Consider the following 15,208-nt stretch of genomic DNA (forward strand, 5'->3'; position numbering starts at 1 on the left):
TGTGCCCGTGGACAACCCCTGGAAGCGGTTCCGCCAGGAGGCGGGCCGGTTCCTGGCCGTGGGCCTGGTCGCCACGATCGTCGCGCTCATCCTGTTCAACTTCCTGGTCCACGGCTTCGGCGCCATGGACGATGCCTGGTTCAACGACAGGCCGGAGATCGCCTACGTCGTCGCCAACGCGGTCGGCATGGTCATCAGCTTCCGCGGCACCAAGGTCTGGGCGTTCCGGGACCGGCACACCAGCCACGTCGACGGCGGCGTCGTCGCCTTCGTGGTCATCAACCTGGCCACGATGCTCATCCCGATGACCTGTCTCTGGGTCAGCCGCGGCCTGGGTCTCGACGACCCCCTCTCGGACAACGTCTCCGCCAACGTGATCGGTCTGGCGCTGGCCAACGCCGCCCGGTTCTTCCTGTTCCGCGAGTTCGTGTTCCTGCGCGTCGACGACCCGGAGATGGTGCTCGACCTGGAGTTCCTCGAGCTGCACGAGCACACGCACGAGATCCCGGCGATCACCGACCCGATCCTCAGCGATGTCACCGAGCCGCCCCAGGCGTCGCCCACAGGTCGACCCACGACCGACCCAGCTCCACCACGAGCTCCCTGACCAGCGGCAGGCTCAGGCCCACCACGTTGTGGTGGTCGCCCTCGATCCCGGTCACGAACGCGCCACCGAGGCCGTCGACGGTGAACGCGCCCGCGACGTGCAGCGGCTCGCCGGTCGCGACGTACGCCGCGATCTCGGCGTCGGTGACGTCCGCGAAGTGCACCGTCGTCGAGGCCGTCGCCGAGGCGACCCGACCTCCGGTGCTCTCGCCCAGCGCGTGGCCGGTGTGCAGCACCCCGGACCGGCCACGCATCGCCTGCCACCGGGCGACCGCGTCAGCCTCGTCGACGGGCTTGCCCAATGGCTGGCCGTCCAGCTCCAGGACCGAGTCGCACCCCAACACCAGTGAGTCCCGCGGGAGGTCCTCGCGAGCGACCACGGCGGCGCACTTCAGCTCTGCGAGCTGCAGGGCCAGCTCGGCGGGAGGCAGGCCCTCGAGCTGGTCCTCGTCCACGCCCGACACGACCACCACCGGCTCGACGCCGGCTCGGCGGAGGGTCTCCAGCCGCGCCGGCGACTGCGAGGCGAGGACGAGGGTGGTCACGTCTTCAGCGTGGGAGCGCGCTGCTGCGCCAGCCGCCCGGGCCGTGCGGCAGGGTGACCCGGACCTTGCGGTGGTGGGCGGCCCAGGCGGGAGCGGGCCGCTTCTCGGGAGCGGGGCGGCCGCCGACCGACGCGAGGACGGTCACGAGTGCCGCGAGCTCCTCCTCGGTGGCGTCGCCACGGACCACTCGCAGGAAGGGCTGTGCCTGCTCGTCAGGACTGCTCACAGCGGGATGTTTCCATGCTTCTTCGCGGGCAGCGTCTCCCGCTTGGAGCGCAGCAGCCGCAGGGCGCGGACGATCTCGACCCGTGTCTCGTGCGGGCTGATGACCGCGTCGATGTAGCCGCGCTCGGCGGCGATGTAGGGGTTGGCCAGTGCCTGGTCGTAGTCGTCGATCAGCTCGGCGCGCCGGGCCTCGGGGTCCTCGGCTGACTTCAGCTCGCCGCGGTAGAGGATGTTGACTGCTCCTTGGGCGCCCATGACCGCGATCTGCGCGGTCGGCCAGGCCAGGTTGATGTCGGCGCCCAGGTGCTTGGACCCCATGACGTCGTAGGCGCCGCCGTAGGCCTTGCGCGTGATGATCGTGACGAGGGGAACGGTCGCCTCGGAGTAGGCGTAGATCAGCTTGGCGCCGCGGCGGATGATGCCGTTCCACTCCTGGTCGGTGCCGGGCAAGAAGCCGGGCACGTCGACGAAGGTCAGCACCGGGATGTTGAAGGCGTCGCAGAAGCGGACGAACCGCGCGGCCTTCTCGGAGGCGTCGATGTCGAGGGTGCCGGCGAACTGCATCGGCTGGTTGGCGACGATGCCGACCGGGTGCCCCTCGACGCGGCCGAACCCGATGATCAGGTTGGGCGCGAACAGCTCCTGGACCTCGAGGAACTCCTCGTCGTCCAGCACGGCTGTGAACACGTCGTGCATGTCGTAGGGCTGGTTGGGCGAGTCCGGGATGATCGTGTCGAGTGTTCGGTCGAGGTCGGTGAACGACATGTCCACCTCCTCGTCGTAGACGTGGTGGTGGTCGAGGTTGTTCTGCGGGAGGTAGGACAGCAGCGCCTTGACGTACTCGATCGCGTCGGCCTCGTCCGAACCCATGTAGTGGGCGTTGCCGGACTTGGTGTTGTGGGTGCGGGCACCCCCGAGCTCCTCCATGGTCACGTCCTCGCCGGTGACCGTCTTGATGACGTCGGGTCCGGTGATGAACATGTTGGAGGTGCCGTCGACCATGATCGTGAAGTCGGTGACCGCCGGGGAGTAGACGTGGCCTCCGGCACAGGAGCCCATGATCATGCTGATCTGCGGGATGACGCCGGAGGCGTGCACGTTGCGGCGGAAGATCTCGCCGTAGAGCCCGAGCGAGACGACGCCTTCCTGGATCCGCGCGCCGGCACCCTCGTTGATGCCGATGATCGGGCAGCCCGTCTTGATCGCCAGGTCCATGACCTTGGTGATCTTCTCGCCGTAGACCTCGCCCAGCGAGCCGCCGAAGATCGTGAAGTCCTGGGAGAACACGCAGACCTGGCGGCCGTCGATCGTGCCGTAGCCGGTGACCACGCCGTCGCCGTAGGGGCGCTTCTTCTGCAGCCCGAACGCGGTCGAGCGGTGCCGAGCCAGCTCGTCGAGCTCCACGAAGGAGCCCTCGTCGAAGAGCTGCTCGATGCGTTCCCGGGCGGTCTGTCGGCCCTTGGCGTGCTGCTTCTCGATGGCCTTCGCCGACCCGGCGTGCACGGCCTCGTCGAGGCGGCGCTCGAGGTCGGCGAGCTTGCCGGCGGTGGTGTGGGTGTCGATGTCAGCGGGGAGATCGGTGCCTTCACCGGGCTGGGCGGTCACGGCGAGCAGACTAACGGCCATGACCACCAGCGACTCCGCCCGCCCGTCCCAGCGTCCGGAAGAGCGACTGCCCGTCGACGCCGCCCGCGTGCCTGACCACCAGGTGGAGGTGGTCGAGGAGGCCGGCTCGACCAACGCCCTGGTCGCTGACCGGGCCCGGGCCGGCGGCCCGGAGGGTCTGGTGATCCTCGCGGAGCACCAGACCGCGGGCCGCGGCCGCCTCGACCGGTCGTGGGAGACCCCGGCGCGATCGGCCCTCACGTTCTCGGTCCTGCTGCGACCGACAGTGCCTGCGGCGTCGTGGCCGTGGCTGCCGCTCCTGGCCGGTCACGCCGTGAGCACGGCGCTGCGCGCGGCCGGCTTCGACGCCACGGTCAAGTGGCCCAACGACGTCCTGCTGGGCGAGCGCAAGGTCGCCGGGATCCTGGTCGAGCGGGTCGAGACGCCGTCCGGCGCGGCCGCCGTCGTCGGCATCGGGGTGAACGTCGGCATGACCGCCGACGAGCTCCCGGTGCCCGAGGCCACGTCCCTGGCTGTGGAGGCGGAGGCTGTGGAGCGGGAGGCCCCCGACCGCACGGAGCTGCTCGGCCTGCTGCTCGACACGCTGTGGGACTCCTATGTCGCGTGGCAGGAGGGCGGCGCCGAGGGGATGGCCCGGCTGGCGACGGCGTACGCCGGGTCTTGTGCCACCCTCGGCCGGGACGTGCGCGTCGCGCTGCCGGCGGGGGAGACGCTGACCGGTCGCGCGGTCGGGATCGACGCCAACGGGCGCCTGCAGGTCTCGGCCGGACCCGGCGAGCCCACGCCGGTGGGCGCCGGAGATGTCGTACACGTCCGCGACGCGTGACGTTTTCGGTGCAATGATCCGTCCGTGGCCATCGACAAGGACCTGCTCAACCCGGGTGAGACCATCGTCATCAGCACCCGCACGCACCCCAAGGCACTCATCCTGCCGATCCTGGCGCTCGTGGTGCTGCTCGCCGTCGGGGTCTTCGTCCAGACCCAGATCGACGAGCGCGTCGTCAGCCTGGTCGTCTGGATCATCGTCGCCGTCGGCATCGTCTGGTTCGTGCTCCGGCCGTTCCTGATCTGGCTGACCGCGACATACGCGATCACCACCCGCCGGCTGATCACCCGCCACGGGGTCATCACCCGCCGCGGCCACGACATCCCGCTGGCCCGGATCAGCGACGTGGCCTACGAGAAGGACCTCATCGACCGGCTGCTCGGCTGCGGCACGCTCATCATCAGCGACGCGAGCACCCACGGCCAGGTCGCCCTTCCCGACATCCCGCGCATCGAGAAGGTCCAGCGCGACCTCAGCGACCTGCTGCACGAGATCCAGTCCGAGGACGCGCGCGACGAAGGTGTCTGAGCCACCCGGCCCCCCTCCCGCGGCCGGCGGATCGCCCGGAGAGGACTTCGAGCGTGCGGTCCTGGGCGAGGAGCCGGTCTTCACCGCGCTCGACGTCGCCGCCGAGACCGGGGCCACGATCGAGCAGGCCCAACGGCTCTGGCGTGCGCTCGGCTTCCCCGAGCACGGCAGTGCGGTGGCCTTCACCAAGGGCGACGTCGGTGCCCTCTCGACGCTGATCAACCTGGTCGACAGCGGGATGCTGGACTTCGACCTGGCCGTCAACCTCACCCGGGCGGTCGGCCAGACGATGGCGCGGCTCTCGGACTGGGAGGTCTCGGCACTCATCCACCGGGTCGAGGAGCTCGAGCGCGAGCAGCGCAGCGCCGGCCAGGACGTTGCCGAGAGCCGCGCCGAGGTGGCGATGCGGATGATCGAGGCCATCGGCGCCCCGTTCGAGACCCTGCTGGTCTACGTCTGGCGGCGTCACCTCGCGGCCGCGGTGGCTCGCACCGCGGCACTCGGTGCCCGCGAGGAGGACCTGCACACCACCGAGCTGACCGTGGGGTTCGCCGACATCGTCAGTTTCACCGCGCTGTCCAACGAGCTCTCCGAGGAGCGGATCGGCGACCTGGTCGAGCTGTTCGAGGCCCGCTGCGCCGACGTCGTCGCCGCCCACCGCGGCAGGGTCATCAAGTCGATCGGTGACTCGGTCCTGTTCGTCAACGACGACGCCATCCAGGCCTACGACACGGCCGAGGGGATCATCACCGTCGTCGGGCGTGACACCCGGATGCCGGACATCCGGGTCGGCCTGGCCTCCGGGTCGGTGGTCATGCGGCTCGGTGACGTCTTCGGCCCGCCGGTAAACATGGCCTCGCGCCTCACCGGCGTCGCGCGCCGCAACCGGATCATCATCGACTCGCGCACCGCCGAGCTGCTGCCCGACGACCAGTTCGAAACCCGCGCCCTGCCGGCCCGCCCGGTGCGCGGCTTCGGGGTCATCGAGCCGGTCGCGGTGCGCCGGCACTAGCTCGACGCGAAAAAGCTGCAAGGTCTGTCGTATCTGCGCGCTCCTATTCGTGGTCCATGCAAGAGAACCCACGAACAGGAGCCACGGAGATGTGGGACACGCCCCAGACCAACACGGTCCACCTCTCGCACGATCTGCCGTGCCCGCGCTGCGGACACGGCGCGCACACCTACCTCGCCTGCAGCGACACGTGCGCGTGCGTGCCTCCGTCGGTGCCGGGCACGGTCGGCCAGGCGGCCTGACCCGGGTGCGGATCCTGCGACTCTGGGCTTAGCGTCGCCGAGTGACGATGCGACTCGTGGCAGTGACCTTCGACGTTCATGACCCGTCTGAGCCGGCGGCGTTCTGGGCCGCCCTGCTCGGTCGCGAGGTGGTCGACGAGCCCGGCGGGGCCTTGCTGCCAGGTGACGGCACGCAGATGGGCCTGCGGTTCGTCGCTGGCCCCACGGAGAGGTCCGGAACCGACCGGATGCACCTCCACCTGACCAGCGCCGGCCCCCAGGACCAGCAGCGGACCGTCGAGACCGCCCTGAGCCTCGGTGGGCGGCACGTCGACGTCGGCCAGCTCCCGGAGGAGGAACACGTCGTACTCGCCGACCCCGGCGGCAACGAGTTCTGCGTGATCGAGGCCGGCAACGGCTTCCTGGCCGGCTGTGGCCTGCTCGGGGAGGTCTCGTGCGACGGGACCAGGGACGTCGGGCTGTTCTGGACTGAGGCGCTCGGTTGGCCGCTCGTCTGGGACGAGAACGAGGAGACAGCGGTCCAGTCGCCCCTGGGCGGCACCAAGATCTCGTGGGGCGGACCGCCCGTCGCCCCGAAGCACGGCAGGAACCGGCAGCGGTTCGACCTCGTCGCCGACGACCTCGAGGGGGAGGTGGCGCGACTGGCGTCGCTCAAGGCCACCAGGATCGGGGATCGGAACGGCAGGGTCGAGCTCGCCGATCCCGACGGCAACGAGTTCTTGGTGGGGGAGACGCGCTAGGACGGCGCGCGAAGAGTGCGGTGCCGGATCCAGACGTTCGGCTCTACGTAGGTCGCGGTGCCGTGCTCGACGTCGCACCACACCGGGGCCAGGGCCTTGGGCACCTCGACCGGGCCGGTCGTGTCGAACGGCAGGCCGGTCCACTCGCGCCACTCCTCGAGCGTCCCGGGCACGACCAGCGAGCGCGGGGCCACCCGGTCGATCACGCCCCCCGCGCGGACGTGGACGCGCAGCCACGGGTCGACGGGCAGGCCGTCCGCGCGGACCCGGAAGGCGTACGACGACATCGGCTCGTGGACGTCGGTCTTCCGGTTCGGGCGGACCGGGGCGACGAGCTCGGCGAACCCGAGCCGCGCGGCGTTGTCGCGCATCGCCACGAGCATCCGGCTGGAGAGGCCGTGGCCCTGCAGGTCGGCCCGGACCGCGATCTCGACCGCGGAGATCGCGTCCGGCTCCTCGCCGTGGATGCGCGCCAGCAGCCCGCTGCGGATGGCGCCGTCCCAGCCATTGACGGGAAGCTCGGAGCCGCCGAGCACGAACGGGACCGAGAACGCCAGCGCCACGACCCCTCCGGCCGCGTCCTGGGCGATGAGGACGTGGTCGGCGAACCGACCCTCGACGTTGCTGTAGTACAGCCCGCCGATCGGGTCGTGGCGCATGAACTCCGGCCAGGTGTTCTCCATGGCCCACATGGCCTCGGCGAGGTCGGGGCGGTCGGCCAGGACCGAGATCGTCAGCTCCACCCGGACATCCTGCTGCCGGAGGAGCGCCGGTCACTACTGTTTTCCTGTGCCTGACCTCGCGCCCGTCGTCGCCGTGATCGGTGGCGGCCAGCTCGCCCGGATGCTGGCCGAGCCGGCCGCGGCTCTCGGCATCCCCCTGCGGCTGCTCGCCGAGGCCGAGGGTGTCTCCGCCGCCCAGGTCATCCCGGACACGCTGGTGGGCGACTACCGCGACCTGGAGATGTTGCGGAAGGTCACCAGTGGCGCGCACGTGGTGACCTTCGACCACGAGCACGTCCCGACCGAGCACCTGCACGCCCTGCAGGACGACGGCGTCGCCACCCGGCCCGGTCCCGAGGCCCTGGTGCACGCCCAGGACAAGGCGGTGATGCGCGCCCGGCTGGCCGAGCTCGACGTGCCGTGCCCGCGCAACGCGGTCGTGACGAGCGTCGACGAGGTGGAGGTGTTCGGCTTCCCCTGCGTCCTCAAGACCGTCAGGGGCGGCTACGACGGCAAGGGCGTGTGGTTCGTCGACAACGCCGGGGAGTGCGCCGAGGCGTTCGCCATCGCCGCGGAGACCGGCGTGCGCATCCTGGCCGAGGAGCGCATCGACTTCCGCCGCGAGCTCTCGGCGCTGGCGGCGCGCAGCCCGAGCGGCCAGGCGGCGGCCTACCCGGTCGTGGCCAGCACCCAGGTCGACGGCATCTGCACCGAGGTCGTCGCACCGGCACCCGACCTGGCGCCCGAGCTGGCCACCCAGGCCCAGCAGATCGCGCTGACCATCGCCAAGGAGCTCGACGTGACCGGCGTCCTGGCGGTGGAGATGTTCGAGACCACGGACGGCCGGATCCTGGTCAACGAGCTGGCGATGCGCCCGCACAACACGGGTCACTGGACGCAGGACGGCGCGGTGACGAGCCAGTTCGAGAACCACCTGCGAGCGGTGCTCGACCTGCCGCTCGGCTCGCCGGCGCCGCGGGCGCGGTGGACGGTGATGGTCAACATCCTCGGGGGGCCGGCCGAGGACGGGGCCGGGGTCGGGCGGCTCTACGACGGCTACCCGCACGCCCTGGCCCGCGACCCGCACCTGCGGGTGCACCTCTACGGCAAGGAGCTGCGCCCCGGCCGCAAGGTCGGCCACGTCAACGCCTACGGTGACGACCTCGAGGACTGCCTGGAGCGGGCCCGGCACGCAGCCGCCTGGTTCTGCGGCGAACTCGGCAACGAGAGCGAGTAGTGATGACAGAGCAGGCACGCGTCGGCATCGTCATGGGCAGCGACTCCGACTGGCCGGTGATGGAGGAGGCTGCGAAGGCGCTGGCCGAGTTCGGCGTGGCCTACGAGGCCGACGTGGTCTCGGCCCACCGGATGCCCGAGCAGATGCTGGCCTATGGCAAGGACGCGGCCGGCCGCGGGCTCGAGGTGATCGTCGCCGGCGCCGGGGGAGCCGCCCATCTCCCCGGCATGCTCGCGTCGGTCACCCCACTGCCCGTGATCGGCGTCCCCGTCCCGCTCAAGCACCTCGACGGCATGGACTCGCTGCTCTCGATCGTGCAGATGCCCGCCGGCGTGCCGGTCGCCACGGTCGGCGTCGGCAACGCCCGCAACGCGGGTCTGCTCGCCGTCCGCATCCTCGCCGGGTCCGACCCGGCCCTGCGTGAGCGGATGACCGCCTTCCAGGCCGAGCTGCGGGAGTCTGCCGAGGCCAAGGGCGAGTCGGTCCGACAGGTGTCGTCGGGAGCACGCAGGCTGGGCTTCTGACGGCACGCGTCGTGACCGGCGCGCGGGCCGACCGGCTGGTCGGGGTCGACGTCGCCCGCTGTCTCGCCCTCCTGGGCATGGTGGCCACGCATGTCCTCGCCGAGCGGGACGCCGACGGCAGCCTGACCACCGCCCAGTGGCTGGCCGGCGGCCGGGCGTCCGCGCTCTTCGCGGTGCTCGCCGGGGTGAGCATGGCGCTGATGAGCGGGCGGCGTACGCCGGCGCGCGGCCGGGAGCGGACGAGGATCGGTCTCGGCCTGGCGGTACGGGCCGCCCTGATCGCCCTGTTGGGCCTGGCACTCGGCGGGCTCGACCACGGGATCGCCGTGATCCTCACCTACTACGGCCTGCTGTTCCTGCTGGGACTGCCCTTCCTCGGCCTCCGGACCCGGCCCCTGCTCCTCCTCGCCGGCGGGTGGGCGGTCCTCGGCCCGGTCGTCTCCCAGCTGGTCCGGCCGCACCTGCCCGAGCGCCGGTTCGGCAGCCCGTCGTTCGAGCAGCTGTCCGACCCGGGGCGGATGCTGGGCGAGCTGCTGTTCACCGGCTACTACCCGGTGGTGCCGTGGCTCGCCTACGTGCTGCTCGGCCTCGCGCTCGGGCGCGCCCACCTGCGCAGCCGACGAGTCCAGGTCTGGCTCGCTGGTGCCGGGCTGGCGACCGCCGTCGCCGCGACCACGGTCTCGCGGTGGCTGACCACTGCCGATCCGGTGTCGGCGAGACTGCTCGCGGACCGCCCGAGCCGGGGCATCGAGGACCTGCTGGACCAGATCTCCGAGGGGATGTACGGCCAGACTCCCGCCGACGGCTCGTGGGCGTGGCTGCTCGTGGTGGCGCCGCACAGCACCACGCCCTTCGACCTGCTGCAGACCATGGGCTCGGCGGCGTTCGTCCTCGGCTGCTGCCTGGGCCTGGCCGGTCTCGCGGGTCGCTTCGGGGAGCGCGCGCTCGCGGTCTTCTTCGGGGCCGGGGCGATGACCCTGACCCTCTACACGCTGCACGTGCTGATGAGGACCGACCGGTTCTGGCCCGCCGAGGAACCGGACAGCTTCCGCTGGCACGTGCTGGTGCTGCTCGCGGTCGGCGCCGTGTTCGTCGCCGCCCGGCGGCGCGGCCCGCTGGAGTGGGTGGTGGCCAGGGTCAGTGGGTTCGCCCGGCGTTAGCCATCCGGATGGCCCCTGGTGACCCGGACGGATGAATCTGCCCGGTTCGGCCACGAGGACCTCCTGGGTCGACCTACCGTCGAATGGTGTCCGCACGTCGCACCCCGCAGCGCCTCGTGGCCGCCACCGCCATCGTGGTCGCCGCCGCCGGCATGCCGGTCCTCACGGCGCCGGCTCCGGCCTCGGCGGCGCCGGCCACCACGACCTACCTGTGCACCTTCCCGGAGCTCGGTGACGTCGACGTGCCGCTCACGGTGAACGTGTCCAACCTGCCCGTTGAGCTGCCCGTGGCGGTGCCGGTCGCGGCCGGACTGTGGAACGTGGTGGCGACCCTGCATCTCGACGACCTCACCACCGCCTACCTGGTCGGCCACACCAACGCCATCCGGGCGGAGGTCGATGCCCTCGGGCCGCTACTCGGTGACAAGGCGGTCCCGATCGCCATCGCCTCGGCGACCGAGGCACTGCCGGTCGCCGACCCGCTCGACGTGCCGATGACGGGCACCAACGCCGAGTTCACGCCGAAGTTCTGGGCCGACGACCTCCCGCTGGAGCTGCCCGAGGCCTTCACCCTCGACCTGGCCGACGGGGCCGGTGCGCCGCTCTTCTCCGTGGACTGCGAGTGGGGCGACGGCGACCTCGGGGTCATCGGGACCATCGACGTCGTCAAGCAGTCGGCCACCATGACCCGCAAGCTCCTCAAGAAGCCGGTCAAGACGACGAAGCGGGCCAAGGTGCTGGTCACGGTGCTGACCCAGACCGGCGCGAGTGCGCCCGGCCAGGTGATCGCCGCCCTGGGTGCCCGGAACCTGGCCGTGGGGGAGCTGGTGGACGGCCGAGTCAAGCTGAGGCTGCCGAAGCTCGCGGCCGGCAAGCACCGGGTGACCCTGACCTATCTCGGCAGCAAGTTCGTCGACAAGACCGTCAGGAACGTCACGGTCAAGGTGGTCCGGCCACCTACTAGGACGTCCTAGAATCGGGGCCGTGACCGAGGCCCTCGACAGCCCCATGTTCGCGCTCTCCGACGAGCACCGCGAGATCCGGGCGGCCGTGCGGGCCGTCTGCGAGGCCAAGGTCGCGCCGTACGCCGCCGATGTCGACGAGCAGGCGCGCTACCCCGACGAGGCCGCGGCCGCGCTGCTGCAGGCCGACTTCCACGCACCGCACGTCCCCGAGGAGTACGGCGGAGCCGGTGCCGACGCGCTGGCGACGGTCCTGGTGATCGAGGAGGTGGCCCGGGTCTGCGTGTCGTCGTCGCTGATCCCCGCGGTCAACAAGCTCGGCTCGTTGCCCGTCCAGCTCGCCGGTTCGGAGGAGCTCAAGAAGCACTACCTGGGGGCGCTCGCCCGGGGCGACGGCGGCTTCTCCTACTGCCTGTCCGAGCCGGAGGCCGGCTCCGACGCCGCCGCGATGACCACCCGGGCGGTGCGCGACGGCGACCACTTCGTCCTCAACGGCGTGAAGCGGTGGATCACCAACGCCGGCGTCTCTGAGTTCTACACGGTCATGGCGGTGACCGGGTCCGCCGAGGACATGGCCGACCCCCGGAAGCGGGCCGGGGCCATCTCGGCGTTCGTGGTCGAGAAGTCCGACGCGGGCGTCAGCTTCGGGGCGCCGGAGAAGAAGCTCGGCATCAAGGGCTCACCGACCCGGGAGGTCTATCTCGACAACGTGCGGATCCCCGCCGAGCGGATGATCGGCGCCGAGGGCACCGGCTTTGAGACCGCGATGCGGACCCTCGACCACACCCGCGTCACGATCGCGGCCCAGGCGGTGGGCGTCGCCCAGGGAGCGCTGGACTTCGCTCTTGGCTACGCGAAGGAGCGCCAGCAGTTCGGCAAGCCGATCGCCGACTTCCAGGGGCTGCAGTTCACGCTCGCCGAGATGGGCATGAAGGTCGAGGCGGCTCGTCAGCTGACCTACGCCGCCGCCGGGCGCTCCGAGCGCGACGACCCGGACCTGACGTTCTTCGGTGCCGCCGCGAAGTGCTTCGCCTCCGACGTCGCCATGCAGGTCACGACTGACGCGGTCCAGGTGCTGGGTGGCTACGGCTACACCCGGGACTACCCGGTCGAGCGGATGATGCGCGACGCCAAGATCACCCAGATCTACGAGGGCACCAACCAGGTGCAGCGGATCGTGATGGCGCGCCAGCTGCTGGCCGGGGTGCAGAGCCAGCTCAGCTGAAGGCGCAGCCGTCCTTGACCCCGAACCGCTTGAAGACCAGGGCGGCGGGGCAGAAGCCGGTGACGCTCGACTGCAGCAGGTTGAGCCCGACGAAGGCGGTGAGCAACAGCCACCACGCCGAAACCAGGCTCGCCAGGATGGCGCTGATCAGGATCATGACGCCGGCGAAGCCGAGAACGGCGCGGTCGAGGTTCAGTGAAGGCATGGCAGGCATGACGGACTCCTGGCGGGACGGGAACCCCCTGGGGGGATATAGGCCACGCTACCAGAACCCCCTAGGGGGATGCGGCGGGCAGGGTCGTCGGCGAGGGTGGCGCTCGATGTTCACTGAGGTGGAGCTGGCCGACGGCACCCTCGCCGTCATCCTGCCCCTGCGGCCGCAGGACCGCGAGGCGATCCGTGAGGGCTACGAGAGCCTCTCCCTGGAGTCGCGCAACCACCGCTTCCTCTCCAGCGTCCCGCACCTGACCGACACGATGCTCGACCACCTGGTCGACGAGGTGGACGGCATCGACCACGTGGCGCTGGCCCTGGTCGTGCTCGACGAGGACAACGTGGGCACGCCTGTGGGGGTGGCCAGGATGATCAGGTACGCCGACCGACCGACCGAGGCGGACCTCGCGGTCACCGTGCTCGACGACTGGCAGGGGCACGGAGTCGCCAGCGCCCTGCTCGCCGAGCTGATGCAGGAGCGCCCCGTGGGAGTCAGCCGGATCGTCACTGCGGTCGCCGCTGACAACCCGGCGTCGCTGGCGATGCTGCGCCGCCTGGGCGAGACCACCACGGCGCCGGCCGGGATCGGCCGGCTCGACGTGGCCGTGGAGCTGCCACCCGTGGACTACGTCGCGCTGGGCCGATAGCGGATCCGCAGGCGGGTCAGTAGATCCGGGGCAGGTCGGAGGCCTTGCCGGTGAACCGCGGGCTCCGCTTCTCCCGGAAGGCGGCCACGCCCTCCTTGCCGTCGCCGAGCGAGGTCCAGAACATCGCCAGCGAGTCCGAGAGGTGCGCCTCGAGGGGCTCCGCCGCGGCGCTGTTGCGATAGAGCATCTGCTTGGCCAGGCCCAGCGCTACAGGCGACCGGTCGACCACGAACGAGCGCGCCAGCCCCACCGCCGCGGGCAGGAGGTCGTCGGGCTCGTGCACGGAGCGAAGCAGCCGTCCCGCCAGGGCGGCCTGGGCGTCGAGGATCTCGGCGGAGTAGACCCACTCGAGCGCCTGCTGGATGCCGACGATGCGGGGCAGGAACCAGGAGGAGGCCGCCTCGGGGACGATGCCGAGCCGCCCGAAGACGAAGCCGATGCGGGCCGCGGTCGAGGCCAGGCGCAGGTCCATGGCCAGCGTCATCGTGGCGCCGATCCCGACCGCGGGCCCGTTGATCGCGGCGATCACCGGCTTGGGCAGCGCGTGGATCGCCAGGGTCACCTTGCCCCCGGTGTCGCGGACGCCGTCCTGGTAGGGAGCGTCCTGGAGGTGCTGGCGCAGCTCCTCGGGCGTCGGCCGCACGGACTCGTCGAGCCCGAAGACGTTGCCCTCGGCCGAGAGGTCCATGCCGGCGCAGAACGCCCGTCCGGCCCCGGTGACGACCACCGACTTGATCGCGTCGTCGCGGGCGTCGGTGGAGAAGAACTCCCGGAGCTCACGGGCCATCGTCAGGTCGAAGGCGTTGAGCTGCTCGGGACGGTTCAGGGTCAGGATCGCCACCCCGGCGTCGTCGACGTCGCAGACCAGGGTCTCGTAGGTCACTGGATGCCTCCGGTGGGCGAGCACAGCTTCTTGTCGATCGACTCCGTGTCGTCGTCGATGATCCGCTGGAACATCTGGGGGGCGAGCTCGGGGTGCCAGTTGACCGCCAGGTCCTGGAGCGGCACGACGCAGGTGAGCCCGGCGTCGCCGTCCACCCGGGTCATCGCGGTCGCCCACATGCCGGCCCGGGTCGGGCCCATGCCCTCGCCGAACTTGAAGAAGCCCGGGATCTCGTGGTTGAGCCGCCACCAGCGGACCGGGTTGACGACCGTCCACGGCGACAGCACGGCCTTGCCGACGGCGGCGACCACCTCGCGCTGGCGGCGTACCCGGTCGATGTCACCGATGCCGGACGTGTGCCGGGACCTCGCGTAGCCCAGGGCGGTGGCGCCGTCGACCTCCTGGCAACCCTTCTTGATCCTGAGACCGGCGAGCTTGTCGACCATGTTGCGCTTCGGGCAGACCTCGATGCCGCCGACCGCGTCGACGATGCCGGCCACGCCGCCCATGCCGATCTCGACGTAGTGGTCGATCCTGATGTCGGTCTCGCTCTCGATCGTCTCGACGAGCAGCGGGGCGCCGCCGAACGCATAGGCGGCGTTGATCTTGTTCTCCCCGTAACCAGGGATGTCGACGATCGAGTCGCGAGGGAGCGAGAGCAACAGGTTGGGGCCCGCGCCGGTGTGCAGCAGCATGATCGTGTCGGTGCGGCTGCCGCCGGGGTTGCCGGTGTTGAGCTCCTGGCGCTCCTCCTTGGTCAGCTCCTCGCGGGAGTCGGTGCCGACCAGCAGGTAGGTCGTGCCCGGCTGGTCCGAGGGTCGCTCGCCGTCGGGCTCGAACTCGACCTTGTCGACGCTGGTCCAGGCGAGGATCGGCACGGCGACCAGGAACACGACCCAGGCCAGCAAGAGCAGGAAGACGTAGCGGATCCGGAACCGCGGGCGCCGCAAGCCCCGGCCACCAGCGGAGCCAGAGTGCGGGCCGACCGGCGGTGCGACTGGTGGCGGGGTGGGCCGGGTCCGGCGGTTGGGGGTGGTGGGCCCGGCCGCGGTGCCAGTGGTCGACCCCGGCCGCGGTTGGGTCGGCATCATCCGGGTCGCGTCAGGGGGCGGTTCGCTCGGGTCGTCGGGTCGCTCGCCCTTCCCGCCGTACAGCCAGCCGTACTCGGGCCCGTCCCCAGCCATGGCGGTGAACCTACCGGGTGGGCGGGCGCCCGCTGTCGGCATGTCGGGGCCGGAGGTGACCTGAGGCCGGGTCCTTAGCCTCTGTGCCGGCTCCTCCGGGG

The 15,208-nt window shown here is 71.2% G+C and carries 19 protein-coding genes; 12 read left to right on the top strand and 7 right to left on the bottom strand.

The window, feature by feature from the left end; translation table 11 throughout:
- The first annotated feature begins 7 nt into the window (after nt 1-7).
- A complete protein-coding gene (locus ACYVC6_RS13240; RefSeq protein ID WP_460714782.1) occupies nt 8-607 on the top strand; it encodes a GtrA family protein in 600 nt (199 codons plus the stop codon).
- Here the strand turns inward: ACYVC6_RS13240 and ACYVC6_RS13245 are convergent.
- The 3 genes from ACYVC6_RS13245 to ACYVC6_RS13255 are packed head-to-tail and all read right to left on the bottom strand — an operon-like array spanning nt 537 to nt 3,002.
- Nucleotides 537-1,151 carry a Maf family protein gene (locus ACYVC6_RS13245; RefSeq protein ID WP_460714784.1) on the bottom strand — a complete coding sequence of 205 codons (615 nt, stop codon included), beginning with the start codon at nt 1,149-1,151 and terminating at the stop codon, nt 537-539. The genes ACYVC6_RS13240 and ACYVC6_RS13245 overlap by 71 nt on opposite strands.
- A 4-nt stretch (nt 1,152-1,155) precedes the next feature.
- Nucleotides 1,156-1,377: an acyl-CoA carboxylase subunit epsilon gene (locus ACYVC6_RS13250; protein ID WP_460714786.1), complete on the bottom strand. Its 222-nt coding sequence runs from the start codon at nt 1,375-1,377 to the stop codon at nt 1,156-1,158.
- Complete coding sequence (locus ACYVC6_RS13255) at nt 1,374-3,002, bottom strand: acyl-CoA carboxylase subunit beta (RefSeq protein ID WP_460714788.1); 1,629 nt, start codon at nt 3,000-3,002, stop codon at nt 1,374-1,376. The genes ACYVC6_RS13250 and ACYVC6_RS13255 overlap by 4 nt, the downstream gene beginning before the upstream one ends.
- On the opposite strand from ACYVC6_RS13255, the gene ACYVC6_RS13260 reads away from it, so the two are divergent.
- From ACYVC6_RS13260 to ACYVC6_RS13280, 5 genes are all read left to right on the top strand, one after another.
- On the top strand, nt 3,001-3,828 hold the full coding sequence (locus ACYVC6_RS13260) for a biotin--[acetyl-CoA-carboxylase] ligase (RefSeq protein WP_460714790.1): 828 nt from the start codon (nt 3,001-3,003) through the stop codon (nt 3,826-3,828). The two genes, ACYVC6_RS13255 and ACYVC6_RS13260, sit on opposite strands and share 2 nt — an antisense overlap.
- Nucleotides 3,829-3,852: 24 nt before the next feature.
- Entirely contained in the window at nt 3,853-4,356 is a 504-nt protein-coding gene (locus tag ACYVC6_RS13265) for a PH domain-containing protein (RefSeq protein ID WP_460714792.1), read from the top strand.
- Entirely contained in the window at nt 4,349-5,368 is a 1,020-nt protein-coding gene (locus tag ACYVC6_RS13270) for an adenylate/guanylate cyclase domain-containing protein (RefSeq protein WP_460714794.1), read from the top strand. The genes ACYVC6_RS13265 and ACYVC6_RS13270 overlap by 8 nt, the downstream gene beginning before the upstream one ends.
- 89 nt (nt 5,369-5,457) lie before the next feature.
- A complete protein-coding gene (locus tag ACYVC6_RS13275) occupies nt 5,458-5,610 on the top strand; it encodes a hypothetical protein (RefSeq protein ID WP_460714796.1) in 153 nt (50 codons plus the stop codon).
- Between the two features lie 47 nt (nt 5,611-5,657).
- The gene (locus tag ACYVC6_RS13280) at nt 5,658-6,350 is read left to right on the top strand and encodes a VOC family protein (RefSeq protein WP_460715337.1); all 693 of its coding nucleotides are present in this window, start codon (nt 5,658-5,660) and stop codon (nt 6,348-6,350) included.
- Here the strand turns inward: ACYVC6_RS13280 and ACYVC6_RS13285 are convergent.
- Entirely contained in the window at nt 6,347-7,093 is a 747-nt protein-coding gene (locus ACYVC6_RS13285) for an N-acetyltransferase (RefSeq protein ID WP_460714798.1), read from the bottom strand. The genes ACYVC6_RS13280 and ACYVC6_RS13285 overlap by 4 nt on opposite strands.
- A gap of 46 nt (nt 7,094-7,139) precedes the next feature.
- Between ACYVC6_RS13285 and ACYVC6_RS13290 the strand changes: the two genes are divergently transcribed.
- From ACYVC6_RS13290 to ACYVC6_RS13310, 5 genes are all read left to right on the top strand, one after another.
- Entirely contained in the window at nt 7,140-8,309 is a 1,170-nt protein-coding gene (locus ACYVC6_RS13290) for a 5-(carboxyamino)imidazole ribonucleotide synthase (RefSeq protein WP_460714800.1), read from the top strand.
- A gap of 2 nt (nt 8,310-8,311) precedes the next feature.
- Complete coding sequence (gene purE / locus ACYVC6_RS13295; RefSeq protein ID WP_460714802.1) at nt 8,312-8,833, top strand: 5-(carboxyamino)imidazole ribonucleotide mutase; 522 nt, start codon at nt 8,312-8,314, stop codon at nt 8,831-8,833.
- A gap of 11 nt (nt 8,834-8,844) precedes the next feature.
- The gene (locus ACYVC6_RS13300; RefSeq protein WP_460714804.1) at nt 8,845-9,993 is read left to right on the top strand and encodes a heparan-alpha-glucosaminide N-acetyltransferase domain-containing protein; all 1,149 of its coding nucleotides are present in this window, start codon (nt 8,845-8,847) and stop codon (nt 9,991-9,993) included.
- Nucleotides 9,994-10,079: 86 nt separating this feature from the next.
- Nucleotides 10,080-10,967, top strand: a complete 888-nt coding sequence (locus ACYVC6_RS13305) for a hypothetical protein (RefSeq protein WP_460714806.1) — start codon at nt 10,080-10,082, stop codon at nt 10,965-10,967.
- Nucleotides 10,968-11,001: 34 nt separating this feature from the next.
- Nucleotides 11,002-12,180 (top strand): acyl-CoA dehydrogenase family protein, encoded by a 1,179-nt coding sequence (locus ACYVC6_RS13310; RefSeq protein WP_460715338.1) that lies wholly within the window; start codon nt 11,002-11,004, stop codon nt 12,178-12,180.
- On the opposite strand, the gene ACYVC6_RS13315 is transcribed toward ACYVC6_RS13310, so the two are convergent.
- Nucleotides 12,173-12,394 carry a YgaP family membrane protein gene (locus tag ACYVC6_RS13315; RefSeq protein ID WP_460714808.1) on the bottom strand — a complete coding sequence of 74 codons (222 nt, stop codon included), beginning with the start codon at nt 12,392-12,394 and terminating at the stop codon, nt 12,173-12,175. The two genes, ACYVC6_RS13310 and ACYVC6_RS13315, sit on opposite strands and share 8 nt — an antisense overlap.
- A gap of 106 nt (nt 12,395-12,500) precedes the next feature.
- Between ACYVC6_RS13315 and ACYVC6_RS13320 the strand changes: the two genes are divergently transcribed.
- The gene (locus ACYVC6_RS13320; RefSeq protein WP_460714810.1) at nt 12,501-13,040 is read left to right on the top strand and encodes a GNAT family N-acetyltransferase; all 540 of its coding nucleotides are present in this window, start codon (nt 12,501-12,503) and stop codon (nt 13,038-13,040) included.
- 16 nt (nt 13,041-13,056) lie between these two features.
- Here ACYVC6_RS13320 and ACYVC6_RS13325 read toward each other — a convergent pair whose 3' ends face one another.
- Both ACYVC6_RS13325 and ACYVC6_RS13330 read right to left on the bottom strand, forming a co-directional pair.
- Complete coding sequence (locus ACYVC6_RS13325) at nt 13,057-13,923, bottom strand: crotonase/enoyl-CoA hydratase family protein (RefSeq protein WP_460714812.1); 867 nt, start codon at nt 13,921-13,923, stop codon at nt 13,057-13,059.
- Nucleotides 13,920-15,107: an LCP family protein gene (locus ACYVC6_RS13330; RefSeq protein ID WP_460714814.1), complete on the bottom strand. Its 1,188-nt coding sequence runs from the start codon at nt 15,105-15,107 to the stop codon at nt 13,920-13,922. The genes ACYVC6_RS13325 and ACYVC6_RS13330 overlap by 4 nt, the downstream gene beginning before the upstream one ends.
- Between the last annotated feature and the right edge of the window lie 101 nt (nt 15,108-15,208).

It is taken from the genome of Nocardioides dilutus (genome assembly GCF_054779555.1).

Coding starts and splice junctions, on each gene's coding strand:
- ACYVC6_RS13260 (WP_460714790.1), top strand. CDS start 3,001: ATGACCACCAGCGACTCCGCCCGCCCGTCCCAGCGTCCGGAAGAGCGA.
- ACYVC6_RS13255 (WP_460714788.1), bottom strand. CDS start 3,002: ATGGCCGTTAGTCTGCTCGCCGTGACCGCCCAGCCCGGTGAAGGCACC.
- ACYVC6_RS13275 (WP_460714796.1), top strand. CDS start 5,458: ATGTGGGACACGCCCCAGACCAACACGGTCCACCTCTCGCACGATCTG.
- ACYVC6_RS13280 (WP_460715337.1), top strand. CDS start 5,658: ATGCGACTCGTGGCAGTGACCTTCGACGTTCATGACCCGTCTGAGCCG.
- purE (WP_460714802.1), top strand. CDS start 8,312: ATGACAGAGCAGGCACGCGTCGGCATCGTCATGGGCAGCGACTCCGAC.
- ACYVC6_RS13310 (WP_460715338.1), top strand. CDS start 11,002: ATGTTCGCGCTCTCCGACGAGCACCGCGAGATCCGGGCGGCCGTGCGG.
- ACYVC6_RS13315 (WP_460714808.1), bottom strand. CDS start 12,394: ATGCCTGCCATGCCTTCACTGAACCTCGACCGCGCCGTTCTCGGCTTC.
- ACYVC6_RS13320 (WP_460714810.1), top strand. CDS start 12,501: ATGTTCACTGAGGTGGAGCTGGCCGACGGCACCCTCGCCGTCATCCTG.
- ACYVC6_RS13330 (WP_460714814.1), bottom strand. CDS start 15,107: ATGGCTGGGGACGGGCCCGAGTACGGCTGGCTGTACGGCGGGAAGGGC.